The organism is Methylocaldum marinum, from assembly GCF_003584645.1.
Classification (GTDB): domain Bacteria; phylum Pseudomonadota; class Gammaproteobacteria; order Methylococcales; family Methylococcaceae; genus Methylocaldum; species Methylocaldum marinum.
Genome location: NZ_AP017928.1, coordinates 5,260,585 through 5,278,873, shown reverse-complemented (window position 1 = coordinate 5,278,873; position 18,289 = coordinate 5,260,585). Strand labels below are relative to the sequence as shown.

Below are 18,289 nucleotides of genomic sequence, written 5' to 3'. Positions count from 1 at the left end.
GGTTAATCGAAAAAGCGTGTCACAGCGGAAAGAACCTAGTCCGGCACGCCACTTTCAGAGTCCCGCCTCGGCGCCGGTCAGCTTTCGCCAAAGCCAGCTGCCGACAACCTCCGTGCCGAACAAAACATAATTCAGGACATTGATATTGCCGAGCATCGACTGCTGGTCCTGATGGGCAGACGACATCCCGGCGAACAGGATGCTGTCGCCCTCGCGCAGCATGAGCTCCGGCTCGGGAATCTCGATGTCCTCGGCGCCCCGCACCACCATCAACGGGATACAGGGCAGCTGCCGATTGCGGTCGACGGGATCGCGCATCAGGCTATCCAAACCCATCGCCGAGCGACGGACCGTCTCCGCGACGGCCGGGGCCTGCCGAGAATCGAGGGTCACGCTCCAGACGGCGGGGACGAGCGTCCCGGTGACGGCGGAAACCCGGGCGATGACATCGTCGGCCCAGACATCGTCCTTGCGCTTCACAATCGCGAGAAAGCGCGATAGCAGCGGCGTCGTCAGGATCGCCAGGCATTCGTGCGCGATGATTTCGCTCGGAACCACCGTGAAGTCGGAATCGAAAGCCTTGAACAGCTCGTGGTTCGCCTGAAGATTTTGCCGCAACACCACGAATAGATTGGGGTTGAGCTCGCGCGCCGTGACCACGATCGACAAGTTGTTAATGTCGTCGTCGGTGCCGGCGACGATGCCCACGGCTCCGTTCACCCCGGCCTCCCACAGCGTCTCGGCGCGGGTACCCACGCCGAGAATCCAGGGGAGAGCCGTTTCGCGGCTGGGCGGCTTCGGGTCGATCAGGGTGACATCCAACTGTTCGCGCGTGATATGACGAACGATTGCCTGCCCGAATCGCCCGTAGCCGCACACCAGCCAGCGCCCGCGCGGCGGCACCCGCTCGGCGGCCAGTTCCGTGCCGGGCAGCCCTGTCAGCCATTCGAGCAGTCGGTAGGAGCCGGGAGACCGTATCGCCAGCGCCAGATATTCCGCGAATTTCTCGAACGGATCGATGATGTGCCGAGTGCCGAAAGAGGCCATGTTGGCGGCCACATCGACCGTCGTCGCCCGGCACAATGCCGGAATCTCCGGATTCAACAGCCGTACCGCGATGGCGACGGCGAGATTGGCGAAGTTGTCGTTGGTGAGGGCGATGACGCCCACGCAGCTCGGGTGGGTCAAACCGGCCATGATCAAATTGTTCGGCAGCCGGGCGTCCCCGACCAGGCCGGGCGCATCGAACAAATAATCCTGCAAATCGAGTTCATCGATCCGCTCGGGATCGATATCGATCACCACGAACGGGATATTCAGATGATCCAGCGAACGGGCCAGCAATTGGCCGGTTTCGCCGTAACCGCAAATCAGATAGAAGGAATCTCCCAGCCTTCTTACCGAACGAGCGAAACGTTGTCCGGTCAGCGCCTGTTTGAAACCGCGGTCCTGAATCACCGCAAACAGTTTGCTGATGGCGTAGGCCCAGCCGATCACGGACAGGAAAATACAGAAGATGACCCAAAGCCGCTGCTCGTCGGTAAAAGCGTGGGGAGTTTCGCCGAAGCCGATGGTGGTCGCCGTGTAGCTGATGAAATAGAGGGCATGGAAAAAGTCCATCCGCCACGGATTTCCCTCTGCGTCGATACCGGGAATCAGCACCAGCCCGCCCACCGAAATCGCAAAAATCGCAACCAGGAAGATCAGCGGCGCCCGCATGTGGCGGAGCGCGACGAAAAAGGCATTGTTTATCAGGCTGGTATTCATATTCATCGGCGCAGCATCACGGTCTCGGCGATCAGCATCGTCACCGAAATGAGGTTCGCGAGCAGCGCCCCGCCGGATAGCGACACCACGCTGGCCGTCGCGCCCGGCGTCAGCCCTTCAGCCGACATATAGACCGCGTAGCCCCAGGCCACGGCGGCGGCGATCAACTGCAGAACGGCGACCAGGCTGGTGGCGAGATGAATCGCGCCGATCTGGGTGCGGTCTCCGAATTTGAGCACAGTGGCTATCAGATTCACCACGATGGCGGCGAACAATTCGGAAACATGATGATGATGAGGCTTATCGATTTCGCCGATGAAAAAGCCGAAATTAAGCGTGGCGGCGAGAACGATGAAAAACCCGAAGACGACTTTTTCCAGATTCATGCAGCTCCTCTCGCTGAGTATCGCCGTGACGGTAAAAGTCCGGATTATCCTGGAAACGGCAATGCAGTGCGTAGCGGCTTCGGGCAAAGAACGAATAAGTTTCGTATCGGGCGTGCTCCGGAACAGGCAAAGCGAACGGGCCTCTTTGTCGGCGAGGTTACCGTACGTAAAGAAAGTAAAGCCCTATTCGAATCGCCCTCGCCCCAACCCTCGCCCAGAGGGAGAGGGAGCTCTTGTGGTTTTACTTTCTTGACCATGAGTAAAAGCAAACCAGGCGTCCGGTCGCTCATGACACGCGGACGATTCGAATCTTCCGTCCGGACGGCCTCGTTCGTCAGACTCATCGAACCCACTTCCCCTGCGCCGGCTGTTCCGAAAGATTGCCGTGGTATCTCACGGTATCCGGAGCGCTGGTCCCGCAGGAAATCACGAATTGCATCCCCTCCTCCACGGTCCAATCGGTCGGCGTCACCTGCGAAAGCGGTACGATTTCCATATAGCCCGAGGTCGGATTGGGCGCGGTCGGAACATAGACGACGGCCAATTCTTCGCCGGTGGCCACGTCCCGCATGACCCGCGTTACGAAACCCACCGTCTTTATTTCGGCATGGGGAAATCGGATCAGAACCACCCGTTCGATTTGTTCCGGCTTGACCTGGAAGGCCAGGAGCATGCGTTTGGTCGAGCCGTAGATGCCCTTCAGGATCGGGACGCGCGCCACGAGCGTTTCCAGCCATTGGAACACCTGCCGGCCGACCATCCGGCTCAGCACGGCGCCGAGCAGGTACAGGGTCAGGAAGGTGATCGTCACGGCGATGGCCGACTCGACCCACCAGCTGAACAGCCAATCCGCCAACTCCGGGGAGAATCGGTAGATCGCCCAGTACAGCGCGGAGGTCCCCGGCTTTCCGAACCGGATCACCTGAGTGAAGATGAACTGGAACACCACCCAGGTCACCAGCAGCGGCGTCACGGCGATCAGTCCCGCCAGGATGTTCTTTCGCACATGGGCTGTGCTCGGCAGCAGTTTCCTGATATCCATGCCGTACGGTCCTCTCCGGGGAGGGAAGTGGCGGGACTATACATTTCAACCTGGAAACGGCAGTTGGACGTGCTCGAGTGTGCGGCAAGCCTGTCCTGAGCTCCGTCGAAGGGCCTGTCCTGAACCCAGTCGAAGGGCCTGTCCTGAGCCGAGTCGAAGGAGAGCGACACCGCCGCGGGGCGGTTTCCCGCAAGAAGGCGCAACGCTGCCTAATAGCCCCTCCGCCGTGCAATCGGGTGCGTAGCGGCTTCACCCACGCGGTGCAACCGGTAGAACGGACGACGGCCGGAATCCGTGTGGAGCTTCTGCGCCATCCAAGCAGTCGACTGCCGCTTCTAGATTGAAAGACTTGCCGCCGGCATTTCGAGTTCCCCCAAGCGGAAAGGCCGTCTCGATAGCGGGACTAAACATCCGAAACCGCTACGGCTCGAGTAAACTCATCGCATGGTCTGGTACGCACGGGCCGTTGCGGGAACCCGCCGAGTCCATTCAGGAAACTCCCACGGCTTTTCCGCGGATGGCGAGCAGCCGTACCAGAACGCGCCAAGGCAACGAAGCTAGCTTGATGCGGCCAGAAGCCGGACGAGGAGCCGATTGGTCTCTCGCGCACGCGCTTGGAGAGCGGGGAGCCGTTGCTTGATCTTGGCGCGAATCTCCTCGCGCGTGTCCCAGCAACGATCTATCCTGGCGATGAGCTGACCGATCCCGACACCCCCCAGCGGCGGCGTTTCCATCCCCAGATCATCGAGAAAGCCCACGACTTTGGATGCGTAAGGAAGTGCGACGAAAGGCGTCCCCTGAAGGGCGGCGAAAATCAGAAAATGGAGCCGCATACCCACCGCGAACTCGAAACATCCCAACAGACCAAGCGTTTGCTGAGCCGAGTATTTGCGCCTCAGAACTTCCGCACGTTCGGAATTGTGCATGTGCGCCACGACCGCATGGCTGTGCTGAACATCGGTCCTTTCCATCGGAACGAAAACGACGTCGGCGTCGAGCCGATCCACCATGAAATCCGCCGTATTGGCGAGCAGCGCGTAATAATGCTCCGGATCGAGATCGGGCGCCGCGGGACCCGGCTCCCTAACCGAAAACCCCACCAGGTGGCGTTCGAACTCGACGCCTTCCGATTTGAGGGCTTCGAGCGGGAGCTGATCCGGGTGTATAAGCAGAGCCGAATCCGCGGTCAGATGAATCTCGCGATCGATCCCGACATCTTCGAGCAATCGATAGCCTTGCCGGTCCCGCACCGTGACGACGGCCACCTGGTTCAGAGCCTCGCGCACGGCGCCACGCGCGCTCGGATCGGTGAGCGGACCGGCGCTCACCGCGTAAACGACCACCGGAATTCCGAATTCATGGGCGAGAAATACTTCCCTCAAATAGGTCTCGGCATCCCGGTCGTAAAGAATGCCGCCCCCGCCGAGGATGAACAGATCGAGCCGTTCGATTTCCCGGCTGACTTCTTTCCGTGTCAGATTCCGGACCGGAACGGAACGCTCGACCCGATGCCGGCTCAGCGTGTCCTCGGGGTTTCGCGAAAAGACCGTGATCTCGGCCGCGATCGACTCTCGCAACTGGCTCACGATACCGTCCAGGATAGCCTCGTCGCCGAGATTCATTCCCCCGTAGGATCCTGAAATACCGATGCGAAACGGTCGATCCTGCTGCGCCATGCGATGCCTCCCAAATCGGTACGAACACCAAACCTCAGAGCGGCGAAAGCGAGGGCCAGGAGAGCGGAATTCCCTGTTTCCGGAGCAGCGACTGGAAATCGTCCAGCAGCGTCTTGCGGCTCCTCACGGAGCGCGGCAAAACCTTGCGCTCCAGGCAGAACGCCGCCAATAGTCCCGCAGCCTCTCCCACGTTCCATTCGACATGATGCACACGGTAAGCGCCGTTCGTGATCTGCGTCACGCCCAGGTTCTTGCCGCCGGGCAACAAGTTTTCGGCGCGCACCGGCAGCAATGATCCGAGCGGAATCTGGAACGGCCAGCAGCCGAGATCCAGATAACGGGCCCCGCTGGTACGGGGATGGAGATCGATGCGGTAGCAGCCGATGCCGACCGAGTCGGCGAAAAACTCGGGGCCGTCGGGTCTGAGCGGGTGTGCGATGTGCTGCTCGAGCACGGTGAACTCGGCACGGATGCGCCTGGACTCCCGGATGTAAGGCGCCGGCGCGAGTCCGTCGACGGTTCCGCCGACCACATCCCGGCGCAGGTGGAGCCCGCGATAGCCGACGCCCCCGTCCGGACGCGGCGCTTCGGTCTGCAGCCAGTAGAGCAAACTGAGGCTGAGTTGCCGCGCGGCCTCCAGGTTTCGTGCCTGCTCCACTTCGTCCACGCCGCAGACCGGTCCGAACCAGTAATCGTTCTGGGGCCAATTGACCACGCTGATGTCACTGGCCGCAAAGCCTTGCTCGAAATTGGAGACATCGAGAATTCGGCGAAAATGCCACCACGGCCGACCATCCTCCGCTTCGAACAGGTAGCGCGTGAGCGGCTCGTGGGTTTCGGGCCGGCTGGTGGTCCAGCCGAGCAGGGAGCCGGGCCAGTTCGGGGGGCGATAATCCCGCCACAGCTCGTATTGCCGCGGCTTGTCGATGGTATGGTCCTCACCGGGAAGATACTCCATGGCGAAGCACACCGTAATCGCCTGCTGATCCTTGGGATCGGCCGTCTCGGCCGCGTGAGGCTCGCCGGTGTCGGCACGCGACTCGGCTCCCACGACATGCTCCACGCCTGCCAGGTCGAGCAACTCCCCCTGCGGCGTCGCATCGATGAAGAAAGACGCTTCGATCAGGGTGTCCCGACCTGATTCCAGCCCCCTGACGACCACTCCGGTCACTCGGTCGCCGTGGGTCCACGCGGCGATCGGGCGATGCGGGTGCATCACGAACATTTTGCCGCTGAGCTGATACGGCGCGATCATCTGGTGGAGAACCGCGACCGCGATGCGAGGGTCGTGACAGAGCCGGCTGACCCAGCCATTGCCCGGATTAAGATGCTTTTCCGCCCGTGCCACCGGCGTGAGCGGCAGATGGGCACGGTAATACCCGCGAATCCCATTCCGCAGTGCCCGATAGCTGGCGGTCGCGCCGAAGTCTTCGATCCATGGGTGCTCATCCGGAGGAACGGCCTGATTCGTCAACTGACCGCCGATCCAGTGTGTTTCCTCGGTCAGAACCACTCGGTATCCCGCGCGTGCCGCACCCAGAGCGGCCGCGCACGCGCCAAGCCCTCCACCAATGATCGCGACATCCGTACGAAGAACCTCCATCTCGGTCTCCTCCGTTCACGCCTTAAGGAAGCTCTGACTAAGTCTCCAATTCGGAAAAGGGCCCCGTGCAACTGAGTGATCTAACAAGCCCACACCCAACCCTCTTCCAGAGGCCTTATTCAGGGCTTCCTTAAATATGGACTGCCGTGAATGACACGAGTTCTGGACCGGCGCCCAAAATATAGCGTGCCACGGGAGCGTCGTGCCGTCCGCCCGGTCAAACAGGCGTTGCCCGTTCCCGGCCGTCCTCGGCAGAGTCGGACGCCGCCGGGCTCACACCGCGCGACCGGGCGGCGGCGCGTTGAGAAGCTCGACGGCCGCACGCGCGGACGGTTGACGGTGCCCGAGCTTGTTGGCTATAACCCCTAAAACCCATGCAGGAGCGGCCATGACCGAGCGCTTCGTCCTCGACACCAGCGTATTCACCAATCCGGACATCTATGCTCAGTTCGGTATCGACTCGCCGAGCGCCATCCTCGGTTTTCTCGAACTGGTCCGCCGGACCTCCGTGGAATGTTTCATACCACGCTCGGTGTACGACGAACTCCGCCTCATGAAGAACCTGGGCAAGCTGCCGCCGGAGTTCGAAGCCAGCGTGCGCATTCGCTCGCCGCGCAAGTTTAACCTGCAAATCCCCGCCCAGATCGTTTACGAACTCATTGAAGAAGTGCGCAAGCGCATCGACCGCGGCCAGCACATCGCCGAGGAATACGCCAAGGCCGCCCGCGACACCGGCGAAATCCAGGATGCGGGACGGGTCATCAACCGGCTCAGGGAACGCTACCGGGAAGCGCTGCGACAGGGCATCATCGACAGCCGCGAGGACATGGACGTGCTGCTGCTGGCCTACGAATTGGACGGCGTCCTGATATCCGCCGACGAGGGCCTTAGGAAATGGGCGGACAAGGTCGGTGTGAAAATCCTGATGCCGGAAAACCTTCGCAGCGTCCTGGAAACCTTAATCGAACACCACTTTCCCGGCCAGCCAGTCGCTCAATAGACCGTTCAGCGACGGATAGATCCGGTCGAACTCCAGCAGCCAAAATTCGCCGTCCGGCTTCAAGTCCCGCTTGACGATCTGGACATGGCCCGAAGCCCGTTTCAGGTAGCGGATCAAATGACCGGCGTTTTCCGGGTCGCGGAAACGGCAGCGGAAGCGATGGGAAACCCGGCCTTCGCGGTGGTGCCGGCGGATGGCTTCCTGCAAACCGTCCAGGAATGCCGCTCCGGCCCGCCGGTTCAAGTCGTCTGACCCTTCCAGTTCCTGCTCGTCGACGAACAATGCCAGTCTCAGAATCCGGCTGGTGAAATACTCGGGCGACAAATCCAGCAGGCTGTAGACGCTGTTCCGGATGTCCGAAAGATTGGCGCTGCCGGTGACATGCTTGGTGCGCCGCTGGCGGGGCGAATCCTCCTTGAACACCGCGCCTTCGCGGCCTTCCTCGTCAAGCCGCTTCAGGATGTCCGAAATGGGTTTTAAATCGCTGGTTTCGAAGCGTCCGAAGATCTCGACCGACGGCAAGGCATACCGGCGGCTCAGCTCCATTTTCTCGTCCTGGGGCAGAAAGCGCGGGCTGTTCCGCCGCATCAGATCGAATACGAACAGCCTCACGTCTTCCGTAATGAACGGCGGCGCGCTCTCCAGGTAGGGATTGTCCGGCCCCGCGACTTCGGCGCACAGCACCAAATCCGGCTGATCATCGAAAATCGCCGTGTCGAGCAGATCCGGCAGACGATCGTTGGTAAAGGGGCAAACGTAACCGCCGCGGGTCAGGGCGATGAGGCCATCCTCGATCCGGGTCACACGGATGTTGAAACCGTGGATTTTCTCCTCCATCCAGAAAGGACCGGAGAGTTGCTTCGCGAGCCCGGTTCGCAGCGCGAGCAGCCGTCCGATGGCCGGATAGCCGTAAACGGTTCCGTGGTCGAAGATAACGGTGCCGCGCGCAATGTCCTCGAAATCGTGAACGAATCGGACATAGCGCAAACCGCCGCTTTCGGCATCGGCGGCCTTACCCGATTGCATGGCCTTTCGAATCCGTTCGGCGTCGATTGCGGGTTTTGAAATCACGAGTCATAAGCTCCCGATGATCGATATCTTGAATTAATAGACCTCCGGGATGGCCTCGGCAACTCGTTTGAGTCCGGCGCGCTTTGTGAAAGCAATTGTCAAACGCCCCATTCCTGGACTAACGTGAGGAAATTCAATTCATTCTTCTGAAATACCATGTCCAAGACCGATTCTCGACCGTCGATTCAGACTCAAATCAACGAAAACATCCAGGAAGAAGCGCTCAAGGTCGCCAAAAGCATCCAGAAGCCGGGACAGACCAAGGAACAAACCAAGTTGGTGGCGCAAGGTATCGCCAAGGGCATCGAGCTTTACAAAAAACAGCAGAGCGCCAAGGCCCGGGAACGGGATAAAGCGCGCAAGAAAGCGCTCAAACTCAGACAGGCCGAGTCAACCGGCCAACAGCGAGAGGAGGATGAAGCGGATTTCAGGTTGGACCCCGCTGAATCGGGCATCAGCGGAACACTGCTCCTCGGCGGAGGGGTATTCGCCGTCATGGCCGGCATCCTCGCCGTTTCGCTGGCCGCCGGATGGCCGGCAAGCCTTGGTCCTTTCACCCTGCCCGTCTGGGCATCCCTGGTCGCCGCCATGGCGTTTGCCGGGTTTTCCGGGTGGTTCTTCTTTAAGGCCGCTAGGCTGAATCAGGGGCAATGAAACTGCTGGCACTTTTGTCCACCCTGTTTCTCGCCGGCTGCGCAGGCATCCCCGAAGGCGTTTCGCCCGTTCAGGGCTTTGAACCGGCCCGGTATCTCGGCGCGTGGTACGAAATCGCGCGGCTCGATCACTCGTTCGAACGAGGACTGACCCGCGTCACCGCTACTTATAGCCTTCGGGAGAACGGCGGCATCAATGTGGTCAACCGGGGCTTCGATGCCCAAAAGCAGGAATGGCGGGAAGCGACTGGCAAGGCCTATTTCGTGGAAAGTCCGGATATCGGCCGGCTGAAGGTTTCGTTTTTCGGGCCGTTTTACGGCGGCTATAACATTATCGAGCTGGACAAGGAGAACTACGCCTACGCCCTCGTTTCCGGCCCCACCCGATCCTATTTGTGGATATTGGCGAGAGACAAGACACTGGATTCCTCTGTACTACACCAACTGGTCACGAAAGCCGAAGCGCTCGGATTTGCGACCGATCACCTGATCTACGTCGACCACGCGGACAAGTAACCCGCATATCCGCGAATCGGCCGAGTCGGCGATCGTTCATTCACGCGGCTCAGATCGCCCGGACGTCCGCTTGCCGGACAAGTCCTTTTGAGATATATACCCTTCCACCGCGTTCCTTCTTCCGAAGGAAGCCGCTGGTTCTTCTCAACAGTAATCGAAGAATACTCAGGGAGGGTATCGATGAAATCTCAAGAATCCATTTCGCGTCTTGCGATTGCCGTGGTTTCCGCTTCGATCCTTTATGCCGGCCATGGCTGGGCCGGCACTACAGACACGACTGGGGACGTTCACGGCTCCAACACCTCGAACACCGGCGTAATGATCTACAAGATGGGACGGATCGTCGATGATTCCGATTTCGTGGATGTCACTTCCCAGATACCGACACTAGGCGGAACGGTATTGAAGGGCAATCCGACCATCAAGATGCGGTTCGACGCGTCGCCTCTTCCGGACGACACGACCGTGCACGGGATTTTCGAGCAAATCGGTCAGGCCAGGATCCGGATCGTCTTCCCATTCGACGAGCACATGCAAGTCATTCACGGGGTGCTCAAAATTACGGATTCAGCGGGAACCGTCTCATATCTGGCTCCCGGCGACTCGTATTTCATCGCCCAAGGAAGCGAAGTGTTGTGGGAAACCCTGACGCCGCTCTTTCAAAAATCCTTCCATGACTATACCCATCATTGAGCGATTCCGGTGACGGATCATTACCAACCCATCAGCTGCGATTTCCACGACGAACTGGAAACGCTCGCGGTGAGACGCCGTACGTGTCCGATCACTTACCGGGACGCGTCCGGCAATCCCGTTACCGTCGAGGACTGCATCGAGGATATTTACGCCAGGGACAAGGAAGAGTTCCTGAAGTTGAAGAGCGGATTGGAGATTCGCTTGGACCGCCTGATCGAAGTCGACGGAAAGCGGCTGGGGGCCGACTAGAGGGACAGGCGTCGGCGAAGGATCGCCGGCCTCGGGTTGGACCGAAAATAAGATTCCGCCTCATGTTTCCGGCGTAGGCGTAGGATGGGTAGAGCGAAGCGAAACCCATCGATGGTGGGTAGAACGAAGCGAAGCCCACCGGTTCCGCGGCTTTGCCTGGTGGGTTACGGCGCACGGAAACACAGAGGGAACTTTGCGGACTCGGCGCTATGCGCGCCTAACCCACCCTACAACGAGGGAAATTCGAACAGGCTACTCGATCAGGAAATCCCGCATCATGCCCATGTCCTCATGTTCGAGGTTATGGCAGTGATACATGAATACGCCCCTGAAATGATGGAACGGCTTAATCATGCGTACGGTCTCTCCGGGCATGACCAGCACGGTATCCTTCCAGCCGCTGCTGACCAATCCTTCCTTTACCGTCGCATAGCCGTCCGCTCTCTGGCCGCTGACGGTGCGGCTGATGACCTGGAACTGGTCGCCGTGCAAGTGAATCGGGTGCGCCATGGAAAACATCATCCCCATGCCGCCCATCATACCCATACCCTGCCCTTCTGACTGGTCACCGCTGCCGCGACCGCCCATCATGCCCATCATGCGGCCTCGCATGCCGTGTCCGCCATGAGTATGGAAGATTTCCATGAGCTGTACGGTATCGATCGGAATCCGCTCGAACGGCTGAATATCGTTGAAGGCATAGGAGCGGCCGTTGAGCAGCATCGCCATCGGGGACTCCGAAATGGCGATCGGCACGGGCTTGCCAGGGTTGGCGACATCGTCCAGCGTATAACGGTCGAACTTCGCCAGCCGGCTCGGTAACCTGGGGCTCTCGCCGGTCTCGCGGGTGACGCGGATCTTGAACAGGGGATAATCGCTGCCTACGGGCAAGCCCATTGCGCCCATCATGCCCATGCCTCCCATCATGCCGCCGCCCATGCCTCGCCTTCCGCCACGTCCCATCATGTGCTCCGCCATCATCGGCAGCACGCCGGAGAACGGCAGGCTGCGCATCGTCAACTCAGAGCCCTTGGGTCGGCCGCTGAAATCCGCCCAGACATCGAGACGCTCGCCGGGCGCCAGCATCACGTAAGGGAAAGTTTCCGGCGACTCCAGGAGTCCGCCGTCGACGCCGATCACGGTCACCGGCGTGCCGTCGCTCCAGCCCAGCTTGTAAATGCGGGCGTTTGAGCCGTTGAGGAAGCGCAGACGGTAGGCACGGCTGGCCACTTCGAACTCGGCATTCGGCAGGCCGTTGACCAGGATGCGGTCGCCGTAGAATCCCATCATCCGGTCGTGCATGTGCGGACCGTAAATCAACTGGTTTTGAGCGTTGAACCGGCGGTCCTGAAGCACGACGGGAATCTCGTACTCCCCGGACGGCAGTTCGAGTCTCGCCTCTTCTTCGTCGTTTACGATCAGGCCGCCGGCCAGACCGTAGTACACCTGCCTCGCGGTAATTTCATGCGGATGCGGATGATAGAAGTAAAGACTCGCCCGGTTGATCACCTCGAATTCATAGACGAAAGTCTCGCCGGGGTCGATGATGTACATCGGGTGACCGTCCATCAGCGCGGGAACGTGGAGTCCGTGCCAATGGGTGATGGACGGTTCCATCAGGTCGTTGCGGAGATGAATGCGGACCTTCTGGCCTTTATGCAGGCGGATGAGCGGCCCGAGATAGCTACTCGGCAGCTCGGTCAGCGTATCCTTCGGGCCACTCAGCAACTTGCCCGTGTAGTGCTGCACCCGAGTGAGCTGACCCGGCGGAATGGATATGGCGCCTTGACGGGCGGCCAATTCGATCTCGACATCGGGCTTGAAGTCGGGCGACGCCCGATTGGGCGCCAATTTGGGCATGCCGTGCATCTCCATGGCGCGCAGCCATGCCGGTAGGCTCGCCGCGGCCAGCACACCGGCTCCGGTCTGGAACAGAAAACGACGGCGCGAACGATCGACTGGACCTTGCATAAACTCTCCTGCACTTTGTCGTTGTTCTACAGGCGCATGACCAGCCGTTTTCGAAACTCCATTCTTGGGACGGGGAGCACCTGGGATAAAAAAAGCAGTCGGCCCATCGGACCGAACGATCAAGCCGCCCTGCCGATCGATTCTATGATACGCCTAGGACAGGGACGAAAGCATAATAATTCCATAATGTACTAATAAACCGGCTCGAGCCGCGCCCGGAAACGGCTGCGGACGACTGTCCCACTTCCGCGGGCCGCAGTCTTCCAAAAAACTGGACCGCGTCCCTTCGATCCATTAGAAATGGAAAAACGAAATATCGGCCGTATCCGCCGACCGCCCGCCGAATTTTTCGGATCCGGCCAACCTCAAAGAATTCGAAGCACGCAAGACTCCGCACGATCGTACCGACATGAAAAGCAAACGACGACTGTCTTTCTTCGATCACATACAGAGAAACATTCTCGCCGGACTCATCGTGCTTGCACCGATTCTGCTGACCTGGCTGGTTTTCGACTTCATCCTCGCCAAGCTGATCGCCTTCGGGAGGCCCTGGATACCCGCCCTTTACAAAGCCATTTACGCGCTCTCTCCCAAACTGGCGGACTCGATGGTCAACGGCTGGATCGATTCGGTGATCGCCTTGCTGATCACGCTGGTCCTGCTGTTCTTGCTGGGCTGGCTGACGAGCCGGGTGATCGGGCGGCAAATACTGATCGGATTCGAATTGCTGCTGGACAAGATACCGGTACTGAAAGCGATCTACGGTTCCACCAAACGGCTGCTCATGGCTTTTCAGGCCCAGCCCGAACAAATCCAGCGCGTGGTTCTGATCAATTATCCCACCGAGAAGATGCGGGCCGTTGCCTTTGTAACCCGCATCGTGCGCGATACCGAAACCGGCGAGGAGCTCGCGGTGGTTTACATGCCCACCGCTCCGAATCCCACGTCGGGTTACATGGAAATCGTGCCGCTTTCGCAGGTGACACCCACCGACTGGACCGTCGAAGAAGGCATGCAGTTCGTCATCTCTTGCGGAGCCAGCACGCGGGACTCCGTCGGCTATTCGGAGGCTTTTCGGAGCGGACAGACGAGCCGGGAACCCGCGGTAAGGGAAGCATCCAAAGAATCGGGATGAGATTTTCGCACGTCCTCGGCCCTGACTCACCCGGCTTATATGTTTAGGCCGGGTTAATATGCCGCCCGAAATTGTCAAAGGATTATCGATCGCCCGACCTACTGAACGGAGAATCGCCATGGGAGAACGAACGGCTTTGCGCCTGGGGCGCGTTGCAGGTATCGAAATCCGGGTCGACTGGAGCCTGCTCATCATCTTCTCGCTCATCTCCTTGAGCCTGGGCGCCGGCTTGTTCCCGGCCTGGCACCCCGACTGGAGTGCGCTGCTGATCTGGGCGACGGCCATCACCGCAGCCGTGCTGTTCTTCGGTTCGGTACTGCTGCACGAGCTGTCCCATGCCGTGGTCGGCCGCGCCAACGGGATTCCGATTCCGCGCATTACATTGTTCATGTTCGGCGGGATGGCGCACATGGAAAAGGAACCGCCGTCGTGGCGCGCGGAATTGTATATGGCGGCAATAGGACCGATCACCAGCCTGGTACTCGGATTCCTTTTTCTGGGACTGGCCAAGATCGTCGTCGGCCCCGTGGAAATCGATCCGGACAACCCGCAAGAATCGTTTGCCGCGCTCGGTCCCGCGGTCAGCCTGCTCATATGGCTCGGCCCCATCAACATCATTCTCGGCCTGTTCAATCTGGTTCCCGGCTTCCCGCTCGACGGCGGGCGGATTTTGCGCGCCGCACTCTGGGGCGCCACCGGCGACCTGTTGACCGCCACGCGCCGCGCCTCGGCGGTCGGGCAAGGGTTTGCCTGGATCTTGATGGCGTCTGGCTTTCTCATGATTCTGGGATTACGGGTACCTATTTTCGGGGCCGGTTTCATCAACGGTCTGTGGATCGCGCTGATCGGCTGGTTTCTCAATAACGCGGCCGTGGTGAGCTATCGCCAGCTGCTGGTTCATCAATGGCTGGAAGACGTTCCCGTAATACGTCTCATGCACACTCGGTTCGAGCCGGTTTCACCGCAGTTGTCTCTGCAGGAGCTGGTGGACGATCATGTAATGCCGAGCGGACAGCGCGCGTTCCCGGTCGAGGAACGCGGCCGGTTCATCGGGATGATCTGCCTGCGCGACCTGCCGAAGCGCCCGCGCGACGCGTGGAGGACCACGACTGTCGGCGATATCATGACGCCTAGGCACGAATTGGTGACGCTTACGCCCGAGCAGGATGCGGCCGCCGCGCTGGACCTTTTCGGCAAGCGTGACGTGAATCAGCTGCCGGTGCTGAAAGACGGGCAGGTCCTCGGATTGGTCCGGCGCGAAGATATTTTGAAATGGCTATCGCTTCATGCCGGCCTGCCGGTCACCGAAGGCGGCCGGCCTGCTTCGCGGCCTCTCGGCTGACGGAAACCGCCCGTCGCGGGGCAAGGCTCGGGATTTACCGTCGACGAACCGGTTCTGCCGCAAGCCTAGACCCGAGCACGTTGTAATACCCTTTAAGCAGCAGCGGTGCGAAGATGGTGGTAAACGCGATGACGATGATCAAGGCGGCATAGATTTCATTGCTCAAGATATTCGACGTACGCCCCAGTTCCGCAAAAATGAGCCCCACCTCGCCGCGCGGAATCATCGCCAGCCCCACGGCAAAACGCGTCACCCAGCGCTCGCTGATGAACAGCGCGCTGAACAGCTTGCCCGCAATTGCCGCGCCGATCAGGGACAGCGAGAACACCCAGATGAACGGCGACGTCCAATCGATGGTTCGGAGATTCAGCGACAGCCCGACCATCACGAAAAAAATCGGCACGAACAGATAAATTATGGGGCGCATCTGGTTGTCGATGCGTTCGGCGAATTCGGAACCGGCGTGTACGGCCAGACCGAACGGCAGAAAAAACCGCCGGGACAGGGCGAGTCCCGCCGCGAATCCGCCGAGCAGTTCGGGTGCGCCGATTTCATGGGACAACCAGGCGAAAAACAGAACCAGGGACACGACGGTGGTGGGAATCAGCCCCGGCGTTTGGCTGAATTCGTCGAAGCGCCGGATCACCAGCGATATGAGCTTGGCGCAAATCGGAGCCAGCAGAAAAAATATGGCGATGAACAGCAGCACCCTACCGGCGTTTACATAACTGATGCCGCCGCCGATGGAAAACTCGTAGAGAATCGCGAGCAGGACCACGCCCAGAATATCGTCGATTACCGCGGCCCCGAGCACCAGTTGCGCTTCATGCGACTGCCTCTGGTGCAAATCGGTCAGCACCCGTATGGTGATGCCGATGCTGGTGGCAGTCAGGGTTCCGCCGATGAACAGGGATTCGAGCATCGGGCGTTGGAAAACTTCATGGCTTACGAGAAAGCCGAAGACGAACGGCAAGGCGAAGCCGCAGATCGCCACGATCGAGGATTTGAAGCCGGCGCGCGCCAACTGGCGGATGTCGGTTTCGAGGCCCGCCTCGAACAACAGCAAAATGATGCCGATTTCGGCCAGCATACGAATGGTCTGGCTCGGTTCGATCCAACCCAGCGCCGTCGGCCCCAAAACGACGCCGGCCAAGAGTTCCCCGACCACGGGAGGCACCCGCGCCAGCGCCGCCAGTTCGGCGAACATGCGCGCGCTCAGGAGAATGATCAAAAGGTTGAGGAAGAATCCGTGTACCGGGTATTCCATGGAACATATTCTCCCGATGTGGCGATTCGGCGAACTCGTATGGGGAAACAACACCTAGAGAACCGGAAAAATATATCGGCGGTCAAGTCCGGCACGCGTTCAATCATCGCTATTTGGGTTAAGCATTATACCGGCTTAATGTGCCGCCAGTGTGACAGCCCCCTTGCACAGCACGGTCAAAATGGCCGATGATTAGGCTATTCCACCCTGAGTGCACTACTCGCGCAAAGCCTCTCGACCTCGTCGGTTCGAAACGACCTGGAAGAGGCGATTTCCGCAGAGTTGGGGCATGCGCGATCGCCAGGTTGCCAGTAATGCGGTCGCACTTCCACCCATCCATATCGAGCAAAATTCACGATCGTACTTATGGGGTCAAAATTTCCTTTCATCGAACGGGTTTGGCATAGCCGCTTCTTTCGGCAGTTGTTCACCAGCGCACTGGACCTGGTGCCGGTATTGGCAGTCATCCTGTTCTTTCAAATCCTGGTCATACAGCAGCCGATTCCGGAAACCGGCCAATTCGTCGCCGGCATGCTGCTGGTCGTTGTGGGTCTGACCTTCTTTATGCAGGGCTTGAAACTGGGGCTGTTCCCGCTGGGCGAAAGCATGGCCCATGCGTTCGTCCGCAAAGGCAGCCTATTTTGGATGCTGGTGTTCGTTTTCGCCCTGGGCTTCGGCGCCACCGTGGCCGAGCCTGCCCTTATTGCCGTCGCCGACGAAGCAGCCCGCATCGCCGCCGACAACGGAGCCGTCACCGCGTCGGAAGAAGCCCGCAAATCATACGCTCTCGGCCTTCGCCTCACGGTCGCCCTGGCCGTGGGCTGCGCGCTGATTATCAGCTCAATCCGCATCATTCGCGGCTGGCCGCTCCCGTATGTTATCATTGCAGGCTACCTGGGCGTTGCGATCATGACGATTTTCGCGCCGCCCGAAATCATCGGCATCGCCTACGATTCCGGCGGCATCACCACCTCCACCATTACCGTGCCTCTGGTGACTGCACTCGGCGTTGGCCTCTCTTCTTCCATCCCCGGCCGCAATCCTGTAAGTGACGGCTTCGGATTGATCGCCCTGGCGGCCTTGATGTCTATGATCTTCGTCATGGGATACGGGATATTTGCATGAACGAGTGGCTGCACGAATTCGGAACCACCCTGCTGGAGACATTGCGCTCCGTAGCCCCGATCATCGGGATACTACTGGTTTTCCAGTTTCTGGTCTTGCGAAAACCCTTGTCCCATCCGGGCCGGATTGTCGCGGGCTTTTTCTACGTCATGCTGGGAATCGCCCTGTTTCTTTCGGGTCTAAAAATGGCGCTGTTTCCTATTGGCGAGCTGATGGCGCAACAGCTGACCGCGCCGCAATTTCTCGGTGACGAGCACGATCCCGATCGTGTTCACTGGTACGGCTATATCTGGGTCTATCTGTTCGCCGGGAGTATTGGGTTCGCCACAGCCATGGCCGAACCCACCCTAATCGCCGTTGCTGTCAAGGCATCGGAGATTTCAGCCGGAAGCATCAAAGCCTTACCGCTGCGTCTTGCCGTCGCCTTGGGCGTAGGTTGCGGACTGGCGCTCGGTACATTCAGGATCGTTACCGGCGCTCCGCTGTACGCTTACATCCTTACGGGGTATGCCATAGTGGCTGTTCAAACCGCATTCGCTCCCAAGCTCATCGCCGGACTCGCGTTCGATTCCGGCAATGTGGCCTCGTCGACCGTGACAGTGCCCATTGTTACCGCACTCGGATTGGGTCTGGCCGCCGCCGTTCCCGGCCGCAATCCCTTGCTCGACGGTTTTGGGCTGATTGCGTTCACCTGCCTGATCCCTATAATTAACGTGCTTGGTTATGCCCAGGTCGCCATGTGGTGGAGCCAGCGAAATCAAGCGACCGACAACGACTAAGGTAGCCTCAT

At 59.8% G+C, this 18,289-nt stretch carries 17 protein-coding genes; 9 read left to right on the top strand and 8 right to left on the bottom strand.

Features of this window, described 5'->3' with window-relative positions; translation table 11 throughout:
* Window positions 1-54: 54 nt before the first annotated feature.
* The 5 genes from sS8_RS23565 to sS8_RS23545 all read right to left on the bottom strand — a co-directional run bounded on the left by sS8_RS23565 (window position 55) and on the right by sS8_RS23545 (window position 6,474).
* Window positions 55-1,773 (bottom strand): potassium channel family protein, encoded by a 1,719-nt coding sequence (locus sS8_RS23565; RefSeq protein WP_119631913.1) that lies wholly within the window; start codon window positions 1,771-1,773, stop codon window positions 55-57.
* Complete coding sequence (locus sS8_RS23560; RefSeq protein ID WP_119631912.1) at window positions 1,770-2,153, bottom strand: DUF6394 family protein; 384 nt, start codon at window positions 2,151-2,153, stop codon at window positions 1,770-1,772. The genes sS8_RS23565 and sS8_RS23560 overlap by 4 nt, the downstream gene beginning before the upstream one ends.
* Window positions 2,154-2,493: 340 nt before the next feature.
* Window positions 2,494-3,195 carry a DUF502 domain-containing protein gene (locus tag sS8_RS23555; protein ID WP_119631911.1) on the bottom strand — a complete coding sequence of 234 codons (702 nt, stop codon included), beginning with the start codon at window positions 3,193-3,195 and terminating at the stop codon, window positions 2,494-2,496.
* A 557-nt stretch (window positions 3,196-3,752) separates the two neighbouring features.
* On the bottom strand, window positions 3,753-4,871 hold the full coding sequence (locus tag sS8_RS23550) for a polysaccharide pyruvyl transferase family protein (RefSeq protein ID WP_119631910.1): 1,119 nt from the start codon (window positions 4,869-4,871) through the stop codon (window positions 3,753-3,755).
* 34 nt (window positions 4,872-4,905) lie between these two features.
* The gene (locus tag sS8_RS23545; protein ID WP_119631909.1) at window positions 4,906-6,474 is read right to left on the bottom strand and encodes an FAD-dependent oxidoreductase; all 1,569 of its coding nucleotides are present in this window, start codon (window positions 6,472-6,474) and stop codon (window positions 4,906-4,908) included.
* A gap of 388 nt (window positions 6,475-6,862) precedes the next feature.
* On the opposite strand from sS8_RS23545, the gene sS8_RS23540 reads away from it, so the two are divergent.
* Window positions 6,863-7,474 (top strand): RNA ligase partner protein, encoded by a 612-nt coding sequence (locus tag sS8_RS23540; protein ID WP_119631908.1) that lies wholly within the window; start codon window positions 6,863-6,865, stop codon window positions 7,472-7,474.
* On the opposite strand, the gene sS8_RS23535 is transcribed toward sS8_RS23540, so the two are convergent.
* Window positions 7,433-8,500, bottom strand: coding sequence for an RNA ligase (locus sS8_RS23535; RefSeq protein ID WP_119632980.1), 1,068 nt, complete (start codon window positions 8,498-8,500; stop codon window positions 7,433-7,435). The two genes, sS8_RS23540 and sS8_RS23535, sit on opposite strands and share 42 nt — an antisense overlap.
* A 201-nt stretch (window positions 8,501-8,701) precedes the next feature.
* Between sS8_RS23535 and sS8_RS23530 the strand changes: the two genes are divergently transcribed.
* From sS8_RS23530 to sS8_RS23515, 4 genes are all read left to right on the top strand, one after another.
* Complete coding sequence (locus tag sS8_RS23530; protein WP_119631907.1) at window positions 8,702-9,199, top strand: DUF2956 domain-containing protein; 498 nt, start codon at window positions 8,702-8,704, stop codon at window positions 9,197-9,199.
* Window positions 9,196-9,714: a lipocalin family protein gene (locus sS8_RS23525; RefSeq protein WP_119631906.1), complete on the top strand. Its 519-nt coding sequence runs from the start codon at window positions 9,196-9,198 to the stop codon at window positions 9,712-9,714. Before sS8_RS23530 ends, sS8_RS23525 begins: the two co-directional genes overlap by 4 nt.
* A 180-nt stretch (window positions 9,715-9,894) precedes the next feature.
* The gene (locus sS8_RS23520; protein WP_119631905.1) at window positions 9,895-10,407 is read left to right on the top strand and encodes a cupin domain-containing protein; all 513 of its coding nucleotides are present in this window, start codon (window positions 9,895-9,897) and stop codon (window positions 10,405-10,407) included.
* Between the two features lie 9 nt (window positions 10,408-10,416).
* Window positions 10,417-10,659, top strand: a complete 243-nt coding sequence (locus tag sS8_RS23515) for a hypothetical protein (RefSeq protein WP_197716612.1) — start codon at window positions 10,417-10,419, stop codon at window positions 10,657-10,659.
* Between the two features lie 252 nt (window positions 10,660-10,911).
* Here the strand turns inward: sS8_RS23515 and sS8_RS23510 are convergent, their stop codons facing one another.
* Complete coding sequence (locus sS8_RS23510) at window positions 10,912-12,630, bottom strand: multicopper oxidase family protein (RefSeq protein WP_119631903.1); 1,719 nt, start codon at window positions 12,628-12,630, stop codon at window positions 10,912-10,914.
* A gap of 409 nt (window positions 12,631-13,039) precedes the next feature.
* On the opposite strand from sS8_RS23510, the gene sS8_RS23505 reads away from it, so the two are divergent.
* Both sS8_RS23505 and sS8_RS23500 read left to right on the top strand, forming a co-directional pair.
* Complete coding sequence (locus sS8_RS23505; RefSeq protein WP_119631902.1) at window positions 13,040-13,765, top strand: DUF502 domain-containing protein; 726 nt, start codon at window positions 13,040-13,042, stop codon at window positions 13,763-13,765.
* A 118-nt stretch (window positions 13,766-13,883) separates the two neighbouring features.
* Window positions 13,884-15,107: a site-2 protease family protein gene (locus sS8_RS23500; protein WP_119631901.1), complete on the top strand. Its 1,224-nt coding sequence runs from the start codon at window positions 13,884-13,886 to the stop codon at window positions 15,105-15,107.
* A gap of 34 nt (window positions 15,108-15,141) precedes the next feature.
* Here the strand turns inward: sS8_RS23500 and sS8_RS23495 are convergent, their stop codons facing one another.
* The gene (locus tag sS8_RS23495; RefSeq protein ID WP_119631900.1) at window positions 15,142-16,374 is read right to left on the bottom strand and encodes a cation:proton antiporter; all 1,233 of its coding nucleotides are present in this window, start codon (window positions 16,372-16,374) and stop codon (window positions 15,142-15,144) included.
* Between the two features lie 366 nt (window positions 16,375-16,740).
* Between sS8_RS23495 and sS8_RS23490 the strand changes: the two genes are divergently transcribed.
* Window positions 16,741-17,499, top strand: a complete 759-nt coding sequence (locus sS8_RS23490; RefSeq protein WP_119631899.1) for a DUF1538 domain-containing protein — start codon at window positions 16,741-16,743, stop codon at window positions 17,497-17,499.
* Window positions 17,496-18,278 carry a DUF1538 domain-containing protein gene (locus sS8_RS23485; protein WP_119631898.1) on the top strand — a complete coding sequence of 261 codons (783 nt, stop codon included), beginning with the start codon at window positions 17,496-17,498 and terminating at the stop codon, window positions 18,276-18,278. The genes sS8_RS23490 and sS8_RS23485 overlap by 4 nt, the downstream gene beginning before the upstream one ends.
* Window positions 18,279-18,289: the final 11 nt, after the last annotated feature.